The organism is Arthrobacter sp. KNU-44 (assembly GCF_051843155.1).
Taxonomy (GTDB): domain Bacteria; phylum Actinomycetota; class Actinomycetes; order Actinomycetales; family Micrococcaceae; genus Arthrobacter.
The window spans coordinates 707,874-727,950 of record NZ_JBPXNG010000002.1; the positions used below are offsets into that span (position 1 = coordinate 707,874).

Here is a 20,077-nt window from a genome sequence, read left to right on the forward strand (position 1 = left end):
TGAGGCAACGTATCCAGTTCCGCGGCCTTGCAACCGTCACATATGCACGTGCAACCGCCGCGCGGCTTCCGAGATGGAACCGGTCAGCGAGGGGTACACCGTAAAGGTGCTCGCGAGGTCGTCGACGTGCAGTTTCTGCTTGACGGCAACAGCGATCGGGAAGATGAGCTCGGAGGCATTGGGGCCGATGACGACGCCACCGATCACCGTTCCGGAACCCTTGCGCGCAATGATCTTGACGAAGCCATCCTTGGTGTTGCGCATCTTGGCGCGGGCGTTGCTCAGCAGGGACAGCATGACCACGTCGCCCTGGTATTTGCCTGATTCGAGGTCGGCCTCGGAGACGCCCACAGAGGCAATTTCCGGGGAAGTGAAGATGTTGGAAGCCACCTGGTGTAGCTTGATCGGCATGACGGCGTCGCCCAGGAAGTGCGCAACAGCAATGCGGCCCTGCATGGCAGCGACCGAGGCGAGAGCCAGGATTCCCGTGCAGTCGCCAGCGGCGTAAATGTTCGGCGCGGTGGTGCGGGAGACGCCGTCCACCTTGATGTGGCCGGACTCCGTGACAGCCACGCCCGCCTCTTCCAGCCCGATTCCGGCCGTGTTGGGAATAGAACCCACGCACACCAGGCAGTGGCTACCGGTCACCACCGAACCGTCGCCGAGCGTCACCTTCACACCGGCGTCGGTCCTTTCAACTGCCTCCGCGCGTGAGCGGGACAAAACGCGCACGCCGCGGCGTTTGAAGACACCTTCAAGGACCTGCGCTGCGTCCGTGTCCGAGCCGGGCAGAACCTGGTCGCGGCTCGAAATCAGGGTGACGTTAGAACCAAGGCCGTTGTAGGCCGAGGCGAATTCTGCACCGGTGACTCCGGACCCGACGACAATCAGGTCTTCCGGAAGTTCTTCGAGGTTGTAGATCTGCGCCCAGTTCAGGATGCGCTCACCGTCCGGCTTGGCCGTGGGCAGTTCGCGGGGGTGCGCACCGACCGCCAGGAGGATGGCGTCGGCGGTGATTGTCTTGGTGCCGTCCGCGGTGGTGACCTCGATGGTGTGGTTGTCCAAAAGTTTTCCGGAACCCATCAGGATCTCGACATCAAGGTGCTCGAGGCCCACCCGGATGTCGTCGGACTGCTCCCGCGCGAGGTGCAGGACGCGGTCATTGATGTGGCCCAGGTCCGCGCGCATGCCCGGCGCCACATCGCTGCCGTCGACGGCGAACTTGACTCCCAGCTCCCCCGCCTCGCCGACGCGGGTCATGAGATCCGCCGTCGCGATCAGGGTTTTGGAAGGTACGACGTCGGTGAGGACGGCTGAGCCGCCGAGCCCGGCGCGCTCGATGAGGGTTACCCGCGCTCCCAAGTGGGCCGCGACCATGGCCGCTTCATATCCGCCTGGACCTCCGCCCAGGATCGCGATTCGTGGTGAGCTGAAGTCAGGATGCATGGTCACAATGTTCAATTCTCACTTAATGCCGGCGGACCTGCCACTAAGCCCCACCTGAGAACGCCCCCAGAGGCCGCTTTCCTGCCCAGCTGCGCTCTGTTCAACAGCGCGCGCCGCACTGTAGTTTGTACCAGTGAGTAACACAGAGCTGATGATCACAGACCCATTCGAGGCCGCCAAAGCTGCGGCCGACTACATCGCGGCGGAGACCGGCGTCGAATCCCACGACGTCGCGCTCGTGCTCGGCTCAGGCTGGGGCGCGGCTGCGGATCTCATAGGCGAGACGACGGCGACCCTCACGGCGTCGGAAGTTCCCGGCTTCCACGCGCCTGCCGTTGAGGGGCATGTGGGCACCATCCGTTCGGTCCTGACGAAAGAGGGCAAGCGGGCCCTTGTCCTCGGCGCGCGTACCCACTACTACGAAGGCAAGGGCGTTCGGGCCGTAGTGCACGGCGTTCGCACTGCCGCGGCAGCCGGATGCAAGACCCTCGTAGTGACCAACGGCTGCGGCGGTCTGAACGAAGCCTGGACGCCCGGCACTCCGGTGCTGATCAGTGATCACATCAACCTGACCGCGGCTTCTCCCCTTGAAGGTGCCACGTTTGTGGACCTCACGGACCTGTACTCCTCGCGCATCCGCGGCCTGGCACGCGAAGTGGATCCCACGCTCGACGAAGGTGTCTACGCCCAGTTCACCGGCCCGCACTACGAAACTCCGGCTGAGGTCCAATACGCCAAGCGAATCGGCGCGGACCTGGTGGGCATGTCCACCGCTTTGGAAGCTATCGCCGCCCGGCACGCAGGCATGGAGGTCTTCGGCATCTCCCTCGTGACCAACCTGGCCGCAGGCATCAGCCCGGTACCGCTGAGCCATCAGGAAGTCATCGAGGCAGGCCAGACGGCGGGCGCACGCATCTCGCGCCTCCTGGCGGACATCATCGCCAAGCTTTGATCCAATGGCCGGGGAGTCAAGGCTCCCCGGCCATTCCGGAGTTCGTAGCACAGTAGAATTTGAGTGATTCTCCGCCGTAGCGCTCGAGCCGGAAAGGACCGCCGATGACCACATCCGCGCCTTTCCGGTTCTTGCGAACGGGCCTGATCGGTTCAATCATTCTGGGCTTCGCCGCGGGCGGGCACCTGGCTGTTGGCGGAGAACTTCCGGCGCCAGCCATTTTGACGGCGCTGTGTGCCCTGACAATCCTCCCCGTCGCCATACTGACGCGCGTCCGGCTTTCGCTGCCCGCCCTAGCCGGGCTACTGGGGGCCGGGCAGCTCTGCCTTCACTGGGCGTTCTGCGCCCTGTCCGGAACTTCCACCGCGGCACCGCTGCTGTCCGGGCATGCAGGGCATGTTCCCTTGGCGCCCGCTCCGGAAACCGTAAGCGCCATCGTCTCGACCCACGCCGCGGCCAGCGACTGGCAGATGCTCGCGGCGCACACCATGGCAATCTTGGGCACGGCGCTGGTGCTCGCTCGCGGCGAACGAGCACTATGGGCGCTGGCTGCGTGGCTACGTCCGCTGGTCCAACTGCCCGTCGCCACAGTGGTCCAGCCACTTCGCGCCCCCAGCCCCCGTTCGAGCCGCAATGTTCGTCCTCGGGGCCTTCCCTGCCTCCGGCTTCCTTCCCGGCGCGGTCCCCCAGCCCTCGTGTCCGCCGTCTAAGACTCTCCCTTTCACACATGGGCAGGGACGGGCGGCAGCTCCTTGCCTTCACCGGTCTGGACCTCCGTCCGCCCCGGTCCCAACCGCTTTTCCTTTGTGAAAGGGCACCATTGCCATGAAGACCTCCCAACGCCGTACCCTCAAAACCGCCTGCGCCGCCACCATGGTCGCCGGGCTGCTCGCCTTCGGCGTCTCGGCCGCCTCCGCACACGTCAACGTCAATCCCGACGACCCGGCAGCGGGCGGCTACACCCACCTGACCTTCAACGTCCCCAACGAGTCCCCGACGGCCAAGACCAACAAGCTCGAAGTCTCGCTCCCCACCGACACACCCTTCAACTCGGTGTCCGTGAAGCCGGTCGAGGGCTGGACGGCCGAGCTCGTCACCACCACCCTGCCAAAACCCGTCACGGTCGCAGGAGCAACGGTGACCAAGGCTGTCAGTTCGGTCGTCTGGACTGCGGACGCAGCACACCAGATCGGGCAGAACCAATATCAGGCGTTCTCGATCTCGGTCGGTGTACTGCCCGACGCCGGCACCACCATCACCCTGCCCGCTACCCAGACGTACACCGACGGCACGGTAGTGAAGTGGGATGAGAAGACCGTTGAGGGACAGCCAGAGCCGGAGCACCCGGCTCCCTCGTTCGTGACGACCGCCAGTGATTCGGCTGCATCGGCGGCTCCCACGTCCGCTCCAACCGTGACCCCGGCTCCGTCAGCTGCGGCATCGACATCGAGCGACGCCGGATCCACGGCCGGCTGGTTCGGACTCGCGGCAGGCCTCATTGGCCTCGCCGCGGGGGTGACCGCACTCGCGCGAACCCGCTCCACAAAGACCAAATAGCGTCACCACGAACAACTGAACTGCCCGCGCCGGACCCCGGCGCGGGCAGTTTTGCATCTGAAGGCGAGATGGTAGGAACGGTCCGGGGTTGCCCGCCAGCTCACGCGCCCGCGATCCAAGCAAGCAGCACGCGACAGGCGTCGTCACGGCAATTTTCCGACTCCTGTCAAGTCAATTCACCCAAGTGTTAATGGCGTGTGAACTTTTTGAATAAATCAGATTTATTCAGAAATATTTGACCCGCCGCACTTTCCATGGCACGCGCGCGGTGTAAAAATGTAAGCGCTTGCGCACATATGTCTGACATGTGGCCTATGGCCCGGAATGCCTCGCGAAACACGAGTTGCGGCCACATTCAGCGCGCGTCAAGCTTTGATCGGTCCCGGCAAGTCGACGTGCCAGGACCGCAGGATGGGGGCCTCTTATGAATCCTCATCCACCCGAGACGATGGCGTTCCTGACGACGCCATCGGTGTTACCGGGAACGCCGGAGTTCGGACAAGGGCTTGCGCCCATTCCCCCGTAGTCCAACCTCCGCGAGAAGAGCAAGCATGAAATCTCACTCAAACCCCAACAGGCCGCGCCGCCGACTGCGGTCGGCAGCCGCTTTTGCGGCCGCTGCCGGTGTGGCCGCCACGGTACTGATGGCATCCCCGGCAGCCCAGGCGAACCTGCCCGCCGACAAGCCGGCCACCACGATGCCGGCCCCCACGCCGGGATTCCCGCTGCCGACGGTCCACACGCAGGAAGCCTTTGATCCCGCAGCAAGCTTCACGTCCAAATGGACGCGGGCGGATGCCAAGCAGATCATGGCCCAGAGCAACCCGAACGTGACCCCCGGCCAGAACTCCATGAGCCCCAGCGTCACCATGCCGGAGATCCCCAAGGACTTCCCGGCCATGAACGACGACGTTTGGGTCTGGGACACCTGGTCCCTGACAGACCAGAACGCCAACCAGATCAGCTACAAGGGCTGGGACGTCATCTTCTCCCTCGTCGCCGACCGCCACGCGGGTTACGGCTTCGACCAGCGCCACTGGAACGCCCGCATCGGCTACTTCTTCCGCAAGACCAACGCCGACCCGGCGAAGGACAAGTGGAACTACGGCGGCCACTTGTTCCTGGACAACACCTCCATCGGCAACACCGAATGGTCGGGTTCCACGCGCCTTATGCAGGGTGACCACGTCAACGTGTTCTACACGGCCACCACGTTCTACGACCGTGCAGAGCGCAACGCGGGAGGCGGCGGGATCGCTCCGGACGCAGTCATCGCCAAGGCTCTCGGCAACATCCACGCCGACAAGAACGGTGTGACCTTCGACGGGTTCCAGCACACCAAGCTGCTCGAACCGGACGGAAAGCTGTACCAGACCAAGGCCCAGAACGCCGGCTTCGCCTTCCGTGACCCGTACACCTTCGAAGACCCGGCCCACCCAGGCCAGACCTTCATGGTCTTTGAGGGCAACACCGCCGGAAACCGCGGCTCCTACAAGTGCACCGATGCTGACCTTGGTTACCAGCAAGGCGATCCCCACGCCGAGAACACCAACATGGTCAACACCACCACCGGCTCGTGGTTCCAGACCGCGAGCGTCGGCCTGGCTGTCGCCGACAACAAGGACTTGACCCAGTGGCACTTCCTGCCGCCGATCCTGTCCGCCAACTGCGTCAACGACCAGACCGAGCGCCCGCAGATCTTCATCCAGAACGAAAACGGCAAGAACAAGTACTACCTGTTCACCATCAGCCACCAGTTCACCTACGCCGATGGCATGCGTGGCCCGGACGGCGTCTACGGCTTTGTTGGCAACGGTGTCCGTTCGGACTTCCAGCCGGTGAACAACTCGGGACTCGCGCTCGGCTCGCCGACCGACTTGAACCTCCCGGCGAACAACCCGAGCGGCACCCAGTCGGCACAACAGAACGGCCGTCAGTTCCAGGCCTACTCGCACTACGTGCAGCCGGGTGGCCTGGTGCAGTCATTCATCGACAATGTCGACGGAGTCCGTGGAGGGTCCCTCTCGCCCACGGTAAAGATCAACTTCGCCGGTGGCGTCACACAGGTTGACCGCAGCTTCGGCAAGAACGGCCTCGGCCCGTTCGGCTACCTCCCCACCAACGTCCGCGTTGGAGGGGAAGGCCTCTACAAGTAGGCCACCGTCAATTCCAGCCGGGCGGGCAGATGATTTGCTGCCTGCCCGGCGATTATGGGGCGCCCGGTTCACCCCGGGCGCCCCGCTCCACAACCCAGGAAGTCCCATGCTCCACTCTCCCCAATGCCCGCTCCGGCCCGCCCGCAAGGCGGTACTCGCCGTCGTCGCCGTCGTCGTGGCAATGTTCGCGAGCTCCTGCACTCCGACGCCGGACTCCTCGCGGCCTGCGACGAACCCGCCATCCGCCGTCGGAACCTCTGCACCCGCACCGTCCGAATCGGACCCGTGGCGGCCCGCCGCGCACCTGACAGCGTCGCAAAACTGGATCAACGACCCCAACGGGCTTGTCTACGAAAACGGCACCTACCACGCGTTCTACCAGCACAATCCGCACGGCAACTTCTGGGGAGACATGTCGTGGGGCCACTCCACCAGCACCGATCTGGTCCACTGGACCCAGCAGCCGGTGGCCATGGAAGGCTCCGCCAGCGAGGAAATCTTTTCCGGCGCGATCGTTCCGGACACCAAGAACGCCTCCGGCCTGGGCACAGCTGAAAACCCGCCGCTGGTAGCCCTCTACACCAGCTCATACGGAGAAGGCGGGGCTCTGCCCAAGGGTAGCCAGGCCCAGTCCGTGGCCTACAGCCTCGACCATGGGACGTCCTGGACCAAGTACAAAGGCAATCCGGTGCTCAGCCTGCAGCCGGCGTCGAACAACTTCCGCGATCCCAAGATCACTTGGTACGAGCCCGGCAAATACTGGGTCATGACCACGGTGGTAGCGGACGCCCAAGTGGTGAAACTGTTCAAATCCACGGATCTGCTGCACTGGAGCTTCCTCAGCGATTTCTCAGGGGTGGGGGCCCAGGGCGGCCTCTGGGAAGTTCCCGAACTTCTCCAGATGGACGTCGACGGCGCCAACGGACTGAAGAAGTGGGTCATGATCGTGAGCATCAACCCCGGAGGCATCGCAGGAGGCTCGGGCATGCAGTACTTCGTGGGCGATTTCGACGGCACCCGGTTCACGGCGGAAAACGCGGCGAAGCCGGGTGACCCACTGACGGACTCGCAATGGCTGGACCATGGAGCGGACTTTTACGCCGCCAACACCATCTCCGCGGCTCCCGGTGGAAAGCCGGTACTGCTCGGCTGGATGGGGAATTGGGACTATGCGCAGTCCGTCCCGAGCACCCCGTGGCGCGGATCCATGGCCATCCCCCGCCAACTCACCCTCGCAGCTACGGGAAGCCGCTTCGAGCTCCATTCGACCATCGCCCCGCCCGCCGCGGATGCGCTCACGAACGCCAACACCAGTGAAGTACATGGCGAAAACCTCACCGTCACTGACTCCACGAAGTCCCTCGGCAGCGAATTCGGGTCCCGAACCCAGCTTATCGAAGCCGAAATGGACGTTGCGGGCTCAGCGGACGCCGGCATGGTGCTGCGGGCCTCGTCGGACGGAAAGGCAGGCCTCCGGATCTCGTACAACCGCGCAAGCCAGACCCTGAAAGTGGACCGTTCCGCGGCCGGAACCTCCAACTTCTCGCCGAAATTCAGCCCCTACCACCAAGCATCCGTGCCCATGAAGGACGGCAAGGTCCGCCTCCGCATCCTCCTGGATTCCTCGTCCGTAGAGGTCTTCACACAGGACGGCTCGGTAGTCATTTCGGACATTTTCTTTCCGCCATGGGGCAACACGGGTGCGGCCGCCTTCAGCGCAGGTGGCGCGGCGAGCTTCAAACTCAGCAGCACGCGGCAGCAACCCTGACGCTCGAGGAGCCCAACTGACTCGCATTAGTTGTCGTTTAGACGCCTCATAACGACAACAACTGCGAGCCAGTTGGGTGGCGTGGGCCGGACTGTGACGGCTGACATAGCCCGTGACCTCGGCATTCATTCCCTTTGACGATAGCTTTATCCCTATGACATCGAGCGATGCCGAATTTGAAAAGCTGATATCCGACGCCGGCGAATGGGCTGCCCAGGATCCGGACCCAATCACTGCGGCAGCCCTGTCCGAGCTGACCGGACTCGCCTCCAGCGGCGTCGCTGCAGCCCGTCAACAGCTTGAAGACAGCTTCAGTGGAACACTGCAGTTCGGTACCGCGGGACTCCGGGCAGCCCTCGGTCCCGGTCCCAACAGGATGAACCGCGTGGTGGTGCGGCGGGCAGCGGCAGGTTTGGCGTCCTTCCTCAAGGATGCCGTTGAGGCCGCTTCCCCCGGAACGCGGCCGCGCGCCGTCGTCGGCTATGACGCGAGGCACAACTCGGATGTCTTCGCCCTGGAGTCTGCTGCCATCTTCACGGCCGCCGGGATCGACACCTTCCTGATGCCTTCAGCGCTTCCCACCCCACTGCTGGCTTACGCGGTCCGTTCCCTTGATTGCGACGGCGGCGTCATGGTCACAGCGAGCCATAACCCTCCGCAGGACAACGGTTACAAGGTGTACCTGGGCGGCCGGGCCGTGGAGGAAAGCGGCCGTGGATCCCAGATCGTGGCACCTTACGATTCGCAGATCGCCGCAAGCATCGAAGCCGTGGGCCCCTTGGACTCCATTGAACTGGCTGAATCCGGCTGGACTGAGCTGCCCGATTCCATCACCGGCGAGTATGAGGCTGCGATGGCTGGCTTGGCCGACGTCGAGAATTTCCCGGCCCGTGAGCTGAAGATCGTTTTGACCCCCATGCATGGCGTGGGCGGTGAAACCGCGGTCTCGGTTCTCAGCGCGGCCGGCTTCACGGACGTCTCGCTCGTCGAGGAGCAGGCAGCACCGGACCCGGACTTTCCCACGGTCAGTTTCCCCAACCCGGAAGAGCCTGGCGCGCTGGATCTGGCTTTGGCGGCCGCGGCGCGCTTGGATGCCGACATCGTGCTGGCCAACGACCCCGACGCCGACCGCGCGGCTGTGGCGGCAAAGGACCCTGATACGGGTGCTTGGCGGATGTTGCGGGGCGACGAAGTAGGCGCCCTGCTTGGGGCACACGTCGTGGCCCGGCACGCCGCGGATGCCCGGCAAGGCGCGGATGCCCGGCAAGGCGCGGATGCCCGGCAAGGCGACGCGAGCCGGGGCGTTTTTGCCAATTCAATCGTCTCGTCGCGGCTGCTGTCCCGCATCGCGGCGGCGGCTGGATTCGCCCATGAGGAAACGCTGACGGGATTCAAGTGGATTTCCCGGGTACCGGGACTCGTTTACGGCTATGAGGAAGCCCTGGGCTACTGCGTGGCGCCCGAACTTGTCAGGGACAAGGATGGCATTTCCGCGTCCTTGCTCATCGCAGAACTGGCGGCGGCTGCCAAGGCCGAGGGAAAGACGATCTTCGACACCTTGGACGAGATCTACCTTGTGCACGGCCTGCATGCGAGTGATCAGCTCAGCATCCGGGTGGCGGACCTTGGTTTGCTGGACGCCATGATGAACCGGCTCCGGGCCGATCCGCCGGAGTCCTTTGGCGGCTCGGCCATCGAGACCTTTGTGGATTTGGCCGAGGGAACCGAACAACTTCCGCCAACGGACGGCCTCCTCTACCTGACCAAGGACCTAAGCCGCGTCATCATCCGGCCCAGCGGCACCGAGCCAAAGCTCAAGTGCTACCTGGAGGTCATCAAATCGGTCGGTTCCGCGGCGGAACTCGCGGAAACCCGCCACGCCGCGCGGACCACTTTGGACCACATACTCGCGGACGTCCGCGAAGCGCTGGGGCTCTAGTTAGAGTTCGACTTCGATGAAGCCGTCAACCATGCGGGTCCTGAATGCCGCAAGCCGCAGCCCGGGGTTGGAATAGCATTCACCGGTCTGCAGATCGTAGACCTCTTTGTGCAACGGCGACGCGATGGTGGGGCGTGATCCCCGGGAACCGGTGATGCCGCGGGCCATGACGTTGGCCAAGGTTGCAGGGTCCTGCTGGGCGACCGCGTAGACATTGTCGGCGTCGACGCGGAAGAGCGCCACCTGCACGCCGTCGATCAAAGCTGCCTCGCCCCAAGCTGGCTCAAGTTCGTCCAAGGGGCATACGCGGTGCCAGCCGGACGCCGTCGGAGCGCTCGTCAGTTGTTCTTCCCGTTCCAGAATGACGGTCATGTCAACCCCTCTCGCTATGCCTGCGGCCGGACAAATGCTGCCCGTTCCTTTAAGGCGTTGGCCGCCACGCGGCCATACGTTCAAGGTAGGCGGGGAGTGTTTCACCGGAACGCAGTCAATGTGTCCGGTGCGTAAAAGAGACCTCACACGTCCCGACATCCAATCGTGACCCAGAAGTTAAGACCACGAAACAAAAGGGAAACTGAAGAGAAACTGCCCGTCCGTAGTCTGAAGTGACAAGTTGCGGAGCACGTTCTGCGGCGTATGCGAAAGGCCACCAGTGACCGGACACACTTCCACCCCAGAAAACCTGCGCCGTATTGTTGTCGCCGGCGGAGGCCCTGCCGCCCACCGCTTTGCCGATGCCATGCATACCCGCGGTCTCGAGGGCTGGCACGTCACGGTCCTGACCGAGGAAGCGCATCTTCCCTATGACCGGGTCACGTTGAGCAAGGCCCTGACCGATGTGGACTACGACCTCACACTAGGCGACATGTCCATGTGGGCCCACGAGTCGCTGGACCTGCGCACTGGCGAGCGGGTAACCAAGATCAACCCCGAAGCCAAGTCGGTGGAGACCGCGGCCGGCAACACTTACGACTACGACCACCTGGTGGTGGCCACCGGTTCGGACGCGGCGGAACTCCCCTTCCCCGGCGGTGACCTCGCCCATGTCTACCGCACGCTCGACGACGTCTGGGCCATCAACAAGGCCATCGCCGAACTCACGGATAAGCTCGGCCGGACCGTCAAGACCGTGACGATCGGCGGTGGCCTCCTCGGTCTGGAAGCAGCGGCGGGCACCATGGAGTTGGGCGCGCAGGCCACCGTCATCAACGGTTCGCGCTGGCTCATGAACGCCCAGCTTGATGAGGGCGCCGGCCAGGCATTGGGCCGGCTGGTCACTGCCAAAGGACTCGAAGTTCTTACGGGAACCTACCCCGCCGAAGTATTGTCCGACGACGACGGCCAGGTCACCGGCGTCCTCATGAAAGACGGGCGCATCATTCCCGCCGACATGGTCATCGCGTCGATCGGCATCCGCCCCCGCGATGAACTATTCCGCGCCGCTCAAGACCCCACAGCTGGCAAAGAACAGCTGTTCGAACTGGGCAAGAAGGGTGGAGTAGTCATCAACGACCACTGCGCCACCCCGGTTCCCGGCATTTGGGCCATCGGCGAGGTCGCGAACTTCGAGGGCATGTGCCTGGGGCTCGTGGCACCGGCGAACACGATGGCCGAAATCGTCGCGGACCGCCTGCACGGCGGACAAGCGACCTTCCCCGGTTTCGACACGGCCACCAAGCTCAAGCTCTCCGGCGTGGACGTCGCCAGCTTCGGCGACGCGTTCGCCACAACCGAGCACTCCCTGGAAATCGTCTACGCCGACCCCGCCCGCGGCGTCTACCAGAAGATCGTCACCACCGACGACGCCAAGACTCTGCTCGGCGGCATCTTCGTCGGCGACGCCACCCCGTACATGAGCCTGCGCCCCCTGCTCGGCCGCGAACTCCCCGCCGAACCGGGCGCCTACCTCACCGCCGCGGGCGGCGGGGAGGCCCCCGACACCGAACTGCCCGATGACGCGATCCTGTGCTCCTGCAACAACGTCCCCGCCGGCTCCATCCGCGACGCGATCAACGGCTGCGGCTCCTGCGACGGCAACACCCCCGTCCGGGAACTCGGCGAACTGAAGACGTGCTCGCGGGCCGGCACCCAGTGCGGCTCCTGCGTGCCGATGCTCAAGAAGCTCCTCGAGGGGGAGCTGAAGAAGTCCGGCATCGAAGTCTCCAAGGCGTTGTGCGAGCACTTCAGCCTCTCCCGCCAGGAACTCTTCGACGCCATCCGCGTCCTGGAACTGGACTCCTTCGAAGACATCCTGGCCAAATACGGCACCGGAGCGGGCTGCGACATCTGCAAGCCAACCATCGCCTCCATCCTTGCCAGCCAGAACAGCGAATACGTCCTGGGCGCCGGGCGCGGCACCCTGCAGGACACCAACGACCGAGCCCTGGCCAACATGCAAAAAGACGGCACCTACTCCGTGGTCCCTCGCATCGCAGGCGGCGAAATCACGCCGCAGGGCCTGGGCGTGATCGCCCGCGTCGCGGAGAAGTACGGCCTGTACACGAAGATCACTGGCGGCCAGCGCATCGACATGTTCGGCGCCCGCCTCGAACAACTCCCGGAGATCTGGAAGGAACTCGTCGAGGCCGGTTTCGAATCCGGGCAGGCGTACGGCAAGAGCCTGCGCACCGTGAAATCCTGCGTGGGCTCAACCTGGTGCCGCTTCGGCGTCCAGGACTCCGTCGCCATGGCCATCAACCTGGAGATGCGCTACCGCGGCCTTCGCAGCCCGCACAAACTCAAAATGGGCGTCTCCGGCTGCGCCCGCGAATGCGCCGAAGCGCGCGGCAAGGACGTCGGCGTCATCGCCACCGACAAAGGCTGGAACCTCTACGTCGGCGGCAACGGCGGTTTCCTGCCCGCCCACGCGCAACTCCTCGCCCAGGACCTGGACGACGACACCCTGATCAAATACATCGACCGCTACCTCATGTACTACATCCGCACCGCGGACCGGCTCCAGCGCACCGCGCGCTGGCAGGAGGAGCTCGAGGGCGGCCTCAAACACATCGAAGACGTCATCATCCACGACTCCCTCGGCATCGCCAACGACCTCGAAACCGCGATGGCCCGCCATATCGACACCTACCAGGACGAATGGGCCGAAACACTCAAAGACCCGGAACGCCTTCGCCGCTTCCGCTCCTTCGTCAACGCCCCCGACCAGAAAGACGAAGCCATCACCTTCGTCCCCGAACGCGGCCAGATCCGCCCCGCCACCAACGAGGAAAAAGGCGGCGTCCTCATCGCCAGCACGATCCCCGTTCGCGGCCAGGACTAAGGAGCAAGAAGCCATGCAGCTCACCATCGACCTCACAGGCCGCGACGTTCTGGTCATAGGCTCCGCTCACGCCGCGCGGCAGGCCGTCCGGCGCTACGAAGCCGCCGGCGCCGTCGTCCATCGGCTCAGCACCCCCGACGGAGCCGACGCTGACGGCCCGTTGCCCGAACGCCCCTTTTTGGTCGCGGCTGTCGACGACGGCCAGCCCGGCTGGGAACCCCTGCTCGAACGCTGCCGGAAGACGGGGATCCCGGTCGCCAGCGAACCTGCCGCAGGCGAGTCAGGCCACGTCACCTTGGTGGGCGGCGGCCCCGGCGCGCTCGATCTGTTGACCATCGGCGCGGTCAACGCGCTGCGGGACGCCGACGTCGTCTTCTACGACCGGCTCGCCCCCTACGCGGAACTGGCGCAACTGACGTCCGCGGAAATGGTGGACGTCGGCAAACGCCCCGGGCACCACAAGGTAGCCCAATGCGACATCGAAAAACTCATGGTCGACGCCGCGCTGACCGGGAAGAATGTGGTCCGGCTCAAGGGCGGTGATCCTTATGTGTTCGGCCGCGGCGGCGAAGAAGTCAGCGCCTGTGTGCGGGCGGGCATCCCCGTCCGCGTCATCTCGGGCGTCACGAGCGCCATCTCTGTCCCTGCGGCCGCGGGCATTCCCGTCACGCACCGCGAGGTCAGCCACATGTTCACGGTTGTCTCGGGCCACGCACCTCTGACCGAGAAAGAGCACACGCACCTGGCCGGGCTCGGCGGGACCATCGTGGTCCTCATGGGCATCGGGACCCTCCCGCAGCTCGCCGCCGGGCTCCGCCGGGCCGGGATGGACCCGGCAATGCCCATGGCCGTCGTCGAGCGCGGTTACCGACCCGGACAACGCACTACCATCGCCGAACTCGGAACCATTGAAACCGCGGCCGCAGGCTGCACCAACCCGGCCGTCCTGGTTATTGGCGAAGTGGTCCGGGTGGCCGAAGCCAACCGCAATCACACCGAAGCCACCGCAGACCTCAACCTCCTCGCAGCTTCCCTCCTTGAAGCCTGAAAGAACACACATGACTACGTTGAATGCCCTAGACTCCATCGATGCAGGCTCGCCGTTGGCCACCCCCGTACCAACCGACGATGCGCCGCTGGACGGTTTCCGCATCGGAGTGACTTCACACAGGCGTTCACGTGACTTGATTGAGGCGCTTGAACGGCGCGGCGCTTCCGTGTTGCACGCTCCGGCTTTGAAGATCGCGCCGGTCCAGGAAGACGTCACGCTCATCGAGGACACGAAAACGATCATCGCGGCCAAACCCGATATCTGCATCGCCACCACTGCCTACGGCATGCGGCGCTGGTGCGAGGCTGCGGACTCCTTCGGCATCGGCGAGCAACTTCTCGACGTCCTGGCTGCCTGTCGCATGTTCGTGCGGGGGCCAAAAGCCCGTGGTGCGGTCCGCGCGGCGGGCCTTGCCGACGTCGGGATCAGCAGTGACGAAACCACCGCCACCCTGGTGGACATGCTCCTTCAGGAAGGCGTCCGCGGCAAGACCGTCGCCGTGCAATTGCACGGCTACACCGATGTGCGCCAGTTGGAGCGCCTCCGCATGTCCGGGGCAACGGTCCTCACAGTCACCCCCTACCGCTGGGTAAAGCCCGACGGCGAAGACAAGCTGCCGCGCCTGATCGAAGCCGCCTGTAGTGGAGACTTGGATGTGCTCACCTTTACGAGCGCACCGGCCGTAGACGCCATGTGGAGCACTGCCCACGAAATGGGCATGTACCGCCAGCTGATCGAGGCCCTCAAGACCCAGGTGACCGTTGCCGCCGTCGGGCCCGTCACTGCACAGCCACTGATCGACGCCGGGCTTACCCCCCTCATCCCGGACCGCTACCGCATGGGTGCGCTCATCCGGCTCGTCACCGAACATCTGGCCCTGAACCATGTGCGCCGGCTCGACACTCCCGCAGGGAACATCGAGCTGCGCGGGCGTTGCTTGAGGATCAATGGTTCCGTGGTGGAGCTGGCCCCGGCTCCGCTACTCCTGCTGCGGGCGCTTTTGGGAGCCGGGGGAGCCGTGTTGTCCCGCGAAGCGCTTTCCGATCTTCTGGAACTGCGTGGCTCGGTCCATGCCCTAGACATGACGGTGAGCCGTTTGCGGTCCTCGCTGCCGGACGGAAAGCTCGTGGAAACCGTGGTCAAACGGGGTTACCGGCTCCGCGTCTAGCTGTGGTTCTTGTGGACGAGGTAGATGGCACCGGTGGTGACGTCTTCCTCGAGTGCTTCCAGGGTGCGGCCACGGGTTTCGGGGACCTGCTTGACGACGAAGACCAGGGCCAGTGCCCCGACGACGGCGAAGAGGAAGAAGGTGCCGGTGATCCCGACCCCTGCGACCAGCGATGGGAAGAACAGCGAGAGGAAGCCGTTCACGACCCAGAGGAAGAAAATCGAGACGCCGGTGCCGAAGCCGCGCATGTGCAGCGGGAAGACCTCGGACAGGTAGACCCACACCGCGACGTTCAGGAATGTCTGCATGGACCCGACGAAGGCAACCACCAGGAAGAGGATCACGTACGGGCGGATCGGGTTGCCTACGGGCAACATCATTGAGGCGAAGCCGATCAGAAGGTGGCAGCTGGTGGTCAGAGTAAGCCCGAGGATGAAGGTCTTGCGACGGTCGATCCGGTCCATCAAAGACAACGCGATGACGCCGCCGACCACCGCGATCACGCCGGGCGCGATGTTCGCGATGAGCGCGCCGCTCTCGTTGAAGCCCGACTCGACAAGCACCGTCTGGCCGTAATACATGATCGAGTTGATGCCGGTCAGCTGTTGGGCGACGCCCAGGCCGATACCAACGAGCAGAATGCGGAACAGGTTCTTGTTGCTGAAGACCGCGCGCCAGCCGATCTGCTGGCTCTCCTGCTCCTCCTTGGCGACGTTCTCGACCTCGCCGAGCTCTGCGAGCGCGCGGTCCTCGGAGCGGACGGACCGCAGTACCGCGAGGGCCTCATCGTGCCGGCCCTTCTCGACGAGCCAGCGCGGCGACTCAGGCACGCGGAGCATTCCGAAGAACAGCGCGATCGCCGGCAACGCGCAGACCGCAAGCATGATGCGCCACACGCCGGAGACGTCGCCCCATACGATGCCGATGATGGCGTTGACGACGAAGGCCGCCAGCTGGCCGACGACGATCATGAGCTCGTTGCGGCCCGCCAGGGAGCCCCGGATCTCATACGGGGCCATCTCCGCCAGGAACACCGGGACCACCGCTGAAGCGCCACCGACGGCGAGACCGAGCAGGACGCGGCCGACCACGAGCACCCCGAAGCTCGGCGTGAACACGCACACCAAGGTGCCGGCGAAGAACAGCACCGCTAGCAGAATGATCGTCTTGCGGCGCCCCCACCCGTCGGAGATGCGTCCGCCCGAAAGGGCGCCGATCGCCGCCGCGAACACGAGTGAGCTGGCAACGATGCCCTCGGTGAACGGGGTGAGGCCGAGTTCGGCCGTCATTGGCCGGAGCGCCCCATTGATGACACCCGTGTCATAACCGAACAGCAGGCCGCCGAAGGTGGCAATCAGTGCGACCAGGCCAAGGCGCTTACGATGCGGGCCGTTGGTCAGCGGAGGAAGCGCGACTGCGCTGCCGACTCCCCTATGGCTTTGCGTAGCAGACATCAGGACTCCTTTGTCTTGTGATGCGGGTCATACACCCGCTCTGAATAACAGACTAACGCGCGAAAGACTTAAATGTAAGGTCAATCTAACAAATGACTTAATTGAGACTTCCCGGCCATGGGAAGATGAGGGCATGGGTCCTGACCGGCAGCTCCGTCCCGCAACACAGAGCGATGTGGCTCGTGAAGTCGGCGTCTCACGCACGCTTGTGTCTTTCGCCTTCCGCGATGCTCCCGGTGTTAGCGGCGAGACGAAGCAGGCCATCTTCGACGCTGCAAAACGTCTCGGTTACCGGCCCAACGCGGCCGCCGCCGACCTTGCACGCAAGCATCGCTCCGCCGTCGGGCTCTATTTGATGGACATCCACAACGAGGTCTATGCCGACATCCTCAGCGGCGTAAGGATGGCACTCCCCCAAGCCCGCAACCGGCTCATCCTCAGCGTCTCCCAGTCTATCGACGGCGTGGACGCGGGAGCCGTGGACTCGCTGATTGAGGCGCGGGTGGGGATCATCATCGCCGCAACGCTGCTCGACCCGGACGAACGGGTGCAGGAACTTGCACAAATAGTCCCGATCGTCAGCGTCGCGCGGCCCGTACCCGGCGTCGACAGCGTGTATTCGGACGACGACGCCGGCGCCCGCGCCGCCACCGAACACCTTCTCAGCCTTGGACACACCCGGATCGCCCATCTGGCCGGGCCCGACTACGACGGCCATACGGTCCGCCGAAGGAGCTACGAGAAGACAATGCGCGGCGCAGGAATGGTTCCCCGGACCGTACCGGCCGATGACTTCACGCAAGATGCCGGAATGCGTGCCGCAATTGAAATCCTTGACTCCGCGGACCGCCCGACAGCCATCTTCACCCACAATGACCAGTTCGCATTGGCAGCACGAGAAGCCGCCTACGCGAGGGGCATGGCCATTCCCGGGGACCTGTCACTGGTGGGCTACGACAATTCACGGACCGGCCGGCTCCACGGGATCGACCTGACCTCGGTCGATCTCCACGCAATAGAACTGGGAAACATCGCCGGAGCCGCGGCAATGAACCGGCTCAACAATCCCGAGGCTCCCATCGCGGACGAGCGCCTCACGCCCGACCTGGTGGTCCGCAGCTCAACGGCGGCGCCCAGACGCTGATTCCGCGTCGCGTCATGGACAGATGCCCGGCCCGGTGGGACCATGGCCGTAGATTCGCTCTTGGTCCGGAGGAACGGCCATGAAAAACTTCGCACAGCTGCACGCGGCGATGCACAGGTCCTTCCACAGATTGCTTCCCTCGCCGGTCCCACGCCGCCAGATCAAACTCAGCGGCCAGTACGCCAAAGTGGATGGCATCAGTCGCGTGATGCCGCTCAAGTCGAACAACTCCCCCATGCTGATCGCGGCATTTCCCATCAACAAACGCGCCGCCGCTGGGCTGCTTCCAGGCAAGGAAATGCGACCCTTCAGCCTCGGCGGCAAAGCCCTGCTGTTGGTCATGGTGGTCAACCACACGTCGACGGATATCGGCACATACATCGAATATTCCCTGGCCATTGCCATCACCCACGGCAGCCGGCCCGTCCCGCCGCTTCTGCCGCTCCTCTTCCAGAAGTCGTTCAGGCTTGGCCAGTTCGTGGTGGACCTGCCGGTCAACACCGAAATCTCGGTCAAGTGCGGCAAGGGAATCTGGGGCATGCCCCAGCATCAGGCCAACCTCGACTTCGTAGTCACAGACGCCACCGTCTCAGCCCAGTACGACCAGGACGGACGGCTGGGCTGCTATATCGAAATCGAAAAGCCTGCTCCGGTCGGGCTCCCGGTGAGGCTCGCGGTCTCCAACTACTGCGCCTTCCGTGGAATGCTCTGGAAGTCGGTCAGCTATATCGAGGGCACCGCGGACGTCGCCTACGGCAGGCAGGCCCAGGCGCGGCTCATCCTGGGCGACACTCCCGGCGTCGCGCCCTTGAAAACCCTCCACGTGGCACCCAAGCCAGTGTTCACCGCGTGGCTTCCCGAAGCACACAGCCTCCTGGACGACCATGTCGAAGCGTGGTTCCTCACGGCTCCTACGGAAACAGGTGCGGCGGCGCTGAGCGGCGGAGGCACGATGGACAGCGTAGTCGGGCTTGGCCAGAGCGGGGAGTGGCTGGCACCTCCGGACCGCTCCCTCACAGCGCACTAGGCGTGCAGGATTGACGCCGCGGCGGCGCCTGTGTGATCCAACTCATTACCGGCTGGTAACCATCAGGGAACGGGCCACCGCCAAATGGCAACAACAGGGAAACACCACCGAAAAACCCCCCGCCTACGCTGGGCACAGGCACATCAACCACAGCTCAGTTCAGCGAAGGGACCCACCATGTCCATCCCCCCGTCCGCAGGCACGATCCACCTCGTCATCGCAGGAGCCGGGCCGGCAGCCCAGGCCCTGGTCCGTCGACTGACAGGCAGCAGCACTACTTCGCGACAGTCCGGAACGGCAGCGTTCCATGGCACTATCACCGTCCTGAGCAACCGCGACGAGTGCCCCGATGCCCTCCTGGAGCTAGCCGCCCTCCCCCAGGTCTCCGTGCGTTTCGGCCAGGCCGCTAGCTTCATCGATGTCCAGGCCCGCGCGGTCACCACCACCGAAGGCCTCGAATTCCCCTACGATCAGCTGGTGATTGCGACCGGCTCGTCCCCCATGTACCCGCCGGTCCAAGGCGCAGCATGCAGCCTCAACTACTCCACCATCGACGACGCCGAGCAGATCGGCACCGCCGTCAAGGACATCACCAGGGTCCTGGGCCGTCGTCCGCTGGGGATTCTGGTTGGCACCGGTCCGGCGGCTGGCCAGGCCGAGGCCGTGCTGCGCGCCCGCGGAGTACGCCCCATCCGAACCACTTTGCGTCCAGCTGCCGTCATGCCTTCCGTCGCCGGTTCAGTCCTGCCGGCTACCGGGATCGTCTTCGAGGACGGGAGCAGCATGAACGGCGATCTTGTGGTGCTCGCCGAGGAACGGCTCCCCCGCAATGGGCTCGCTGAAAGCGCGGGCCTGCAGACAGCTCCCGACGGCGGTATCAGGGTGGGGCGCGATTTCTCCACATCGGCGCCGGGCATCTGGGCGATCGGGGACGCCGCCTCGCGGGACGGCATGCGCCTTGGGCTCGTTTTCTCCTCGAATGCCGCCGCGGCACACTGCGCTGCCAGGCTTGAGGAAGACGCCAGTCTCCGCACTCCCAGTCCTACGCGGCCTCCGCGTTCCGCACGCTCCGCCGCAGCGGCCTGAGGGGACGCGGGTCTGAGGCGGGGGCCTAAGTGCGGGCCGGGAAGGGAGT

General features: G+C 64.7%; 15 protein-coding genes. 12 read left to right on the top strand and 3 right to left on the bottom strand.

All coding sequences use genetic code 11. From position 1 onward, the window contains the following. Window positions 1-36 precede the first annotated feature (36 nt). Entirely contained in the window at window positions 37-1,452 is a 1,416-nt protein-coding gene (locus tag ACSVHC_RS04105; protein WP_345449641.1) for an NAD(P)H-quinone dehydrogenase, read from the bottom strand. Window positions 1,453-1,597: 145 nt separating this feature from the next. On the opposite strand from ACSVHC_RS04105, the gene ACSVHC_RS04110 reads away from it, so the two are divergent. The 6 genes from ACSVHC_RS04110 to ACSVHC_RS04135 all read left to right on the top strand — a co-directional run bounded on the left by ACSVHC_RS04110 (window position 1,598) and on the right by ACSVHC_RS04135 (window position 9,818). Continuing rightward, the gene (locus ACSVHC_RS04110) at window positions 1,598-2,398 is read left to right on the top strand and encodes a purine-nucleoside phosphorylase (protein ID WP_439180607.1); all 801 of its coding nucleotides are present in this window, start codon (window positions 1,598-1,600) and stop codon (window positions 2,396-2,398) included. Between the two features lie 104 nt (window positions 2,399-2,502). Then, a complete protein-coding gene (locus ACSVHC_RS04115; RefSeq protein ID WP_437772963.1) occupies window positions 2,503-3,108 on the top strand; it encodes a hypothetical protein in 606 nt (201 codons plus the stop codon). Window positions 3,109-3,223: 115 nt separating this feature from the next. Then, window positions 3,224-3,955: a YcnI family copper-binding membrane protein gene (locus ACSVHC_RS04120; RefSeq protein WP_437772962.1), complete on the top strand. Its 732-nt coding sequence runs from the start codon at window positions 3,224-3,226 to the stop codon at window positions 3,953-3,955. 551 nt (window positions 3,956-4,506) lie between these two features. Beyond that, complete coding sequence (locus ACSVHC_RS04125) at window positions 4,507-6,111, top strand: glycoside hydrolase family 68 protein (protein WP_437772961.1); 1,605 nt, start codon at window positions 4,507-4,509, stop codon at window positions 6,109-6,111. A gap of 106 nt (window positions 6,112-6,217) precedes the next feature. After that, window positions 6,218-7,879, top strand: coding sequence for a glycoside hydrolase family 32 protein (locus ACSVHC_RS04130; RefSeq protein ID WP_437772960.1), 1,662 nt, complete (start codon window positions 6,218-6,220; stop codon window positions 7,877-7,879). Between the two features lie 154 nt (window positions 7,880-8,033). Then, complete coding sequence (locus ACSVHC_RS04135; RefSeq protein WP_437772959.1) at window positions 8,034-9,818, top strand: phospho-sugar mutase; 1,785 nt, start codon at window positions 8,034-8,036, stop codon at window positions 9,816-9,818. Here the strand turns inward: ACSVHC_RS04135 and nirD are convergent, their stop codons facing one another. Continuing rightward, window positions 9,819-10,190: a nitrite reductase small subunit NirD gene (gene nirD / locus ACSVHC_RS04140; protein ID WP_437772958.1), complete on the bottom strand. Its 372-nt coding sequence runs from the start codon at window positions 10,188-10,190 to the stop codon at window positions 9,819-9,821. Window positions 10,191-10,470: 280 nt separating this feature from the next. Here nirD and nirB point away from each other — a divergent pair, with 280 nt between their 5' ends. From nirB to ACSVHC_RS04155, 3 genes are read left to right on the top strand one after another with little or no spacing between them, the layout of a single operon-like run. Beyond that, window positions 10,471-13,098, top strand: a complete 2,628-nt coding sequence (gene nirB / locus ACSVHC_RS04145; RefSeq protein WP_437772957.1) for a nitrite reductase large subunit NirB — start codon at window positions 10,471-10,473, stop codon at window positions 13,096-13,098. A 13-nt stretch (window positions 13,099-13,111) separates the two neighbouring features. Continuing rightward, entirely contained in the window at window positions 13,112-14,146 is a 1,035-nt protein-coding gene (gene cobA, locus ACSVHC_RS04150; protein ID WP_437772956.1) for a uroporphyrinogen-III C-methyltransferase, read from the top strand. Window positions 14,147-14,156: 10 nt separating this feature from the next. Next, window positions 14,157-15,317, top strand: coding sequence for a uroporphyrinogen-III synthase (locus ACSVHC_RS04155; RefSeq protein ID WP_439180608.1), 1,161 nt, complete (start codon window positions 14,157-14,159; stop codon window positions 15,315-15,317). On the opposite strand, the gene ACSVHC_RS04160 is transcribed toward ACSVHC_RS04155, so the two are convergent. Then, window positions 15,314-16,771: a sugar porter family MFS transporter gene (locus ACSVHC_RS04160; RefSeq protein WP_437772954.1), complete on the bottom strand. Its 1,458-nt coding sequence runs from the start codon at window positions 16,769-16,771 to the stop codon at window positions 15,314-15,316. The two genes, ACSVHC_RS04155 and ACSVHC_RS04160, sit on opposite strands and share 4 nt — an antisense overlap. Before the next feature lie 133 nt (window positions 16,772-16,904). Here ACSVHC_RS04160 and ACSVHC_RS04165 point away from each other — a divergent pair, with 133 nt between their 5' ends. The 3 genes from ACSVHC_RS04165 (at window position 16,905) to ACSVHC_RS04175 (ending at window position 20,028) form a co-directional block, all read left to right on the top strand. Next, the gene (locus ACSVHC_RS04165; protein ID WP_437772953.1) at window positions 16,905-17,915 is read left to right on the top strand and encodes a LacI family DNA-binding transcriptional regulator; all 1,011 of its coding nucleotides are present in this window, start codon (window positions 16,905-16,907) and stop codon (window positions 17,913-17,915) included. 79 nt (window positions 17,916-17,994) lie between these two features. Next, window positions 17,995-18,942, top strand: a complete 948-nt coding sequence (locus tag ACSVHC_RS04170; RefSeq protein WP_437772952.1) for an acetoacetate decarboxylase family protein — start codon at window positions 17,995-17,997, stop codon at window positions 18,940-18,942. A 177-nt stretch (window positions 18,943-19,119) separates the two neighbouring features. Continuing rightward, window positions 19,120-20,028 (top strand): FAD-dependent oxidoreductase, encoded by a 909-nt coding sequence (locus ACSVHC_RS04175; RefSeq protein ID WP_437772951.1) that lies wholly within the window; start codon window positions 19,120-19,122, stop codon window positions 20,026-20,028. Window positions 20,029-20,077 lie beyond the last annotated feature (49 nt).

Excerpts from the sequence above, each read along its gene's own strand:
- ACSVHC_RS04110 (WP_439180607.1), top strand. The coding sequence starts at position 1,598 with ATGATCACAGACCCATTCGAGGCCGCCAAAGCTGCGGCCGACTACATC.
- ACSVHC_RS04115 (WP_437772963.1), top strand. The coding sequence starts at position 2,503 with ATGACCACATCCGCGCCTTTCCGGTTCTTGCGAACGGGCCTGATCGGT.
- ACSVHC_RS04120 (WP_437772962.1), top strand. The coding sequence starts at position 3,224 with ATGAAGACCTCCCAACGCCGTACCCTCAAAACCGCCTGCGCCGCCACC.
- ACSVHC_RS04125 (WP_437772961.1), top strand. The coding sequence starts at position 4,507 with ATGAAATCTCACTCAAACCCCAACAGGCCGCGCCGCCGACTGCGGTCG.
- ACSVHC_RS04130 (WP_437772960.1), top strand. The coding sequence starts at position 6,218 with ATGCTCCACTCTCCCCAATGCCCGCTCCGGCCCGCCCGCAAGGCGGTA.
- ACSVHC_RS04135 (WP_437772959.1), top strand. The coding sequence starts at position 8,034 with ATGACATCGAGCGATGCCGAATTTGAAAAGCTGATATCCGACGCCGGC.
- nirD (WP_437772958.1), bottom strand. The coding sequence starts at position 10,190 with ATGACCGTCATTCTGGAACGGGAAGAACAACTGACGAGCGCTCCGACG.
- cobA (WP_437772956.1), top strand. The coding sequence starts at position 13,112 with ATGCAGCTCACCATCGACCTCACAGGCCGCGACGTTCTGGTCATAGGC.
- ACSVHC_RS04155 (WP_439180608.1), top strand. The coding sequence starts at position 14,157 with ATGACTACGTTGAATGCCCTAGACTCCATCGATGCAGGCTCGCCGTTG.
- ACSVHC_RS04160 (WP_437772954.1), bottom strand. The coding sequence starts at position 16,771 with ATGTCTGCTACGCAAAGCCATAGGGGAGTCGGCAGCGCAGTCGCGCTT.
- ACSVHC_RS04165 (WP_437772953.1), top strand. The coding sequence starts at position 16,905 with ATGGGTCCTGACCGGCAGCTCCGTCCCGCAACACAGAGCGATGTGGCT.
- ACSVHC_RS04170 (WP_437772952.1), top strand. The coding sequence starts at position 17,995 with ATGAAAAACTTCGCACAGCTGCACGCGGCGATGCACAGGTCCTTCCAC.
- ACSVHC_RS04175 (WP_437772951.1), top strand. The coding sequence starts at position 19,120 with ATGTCCATCCCCCCGTCCGCAGGCACGATCCACCTCGTCATCGCAGGA.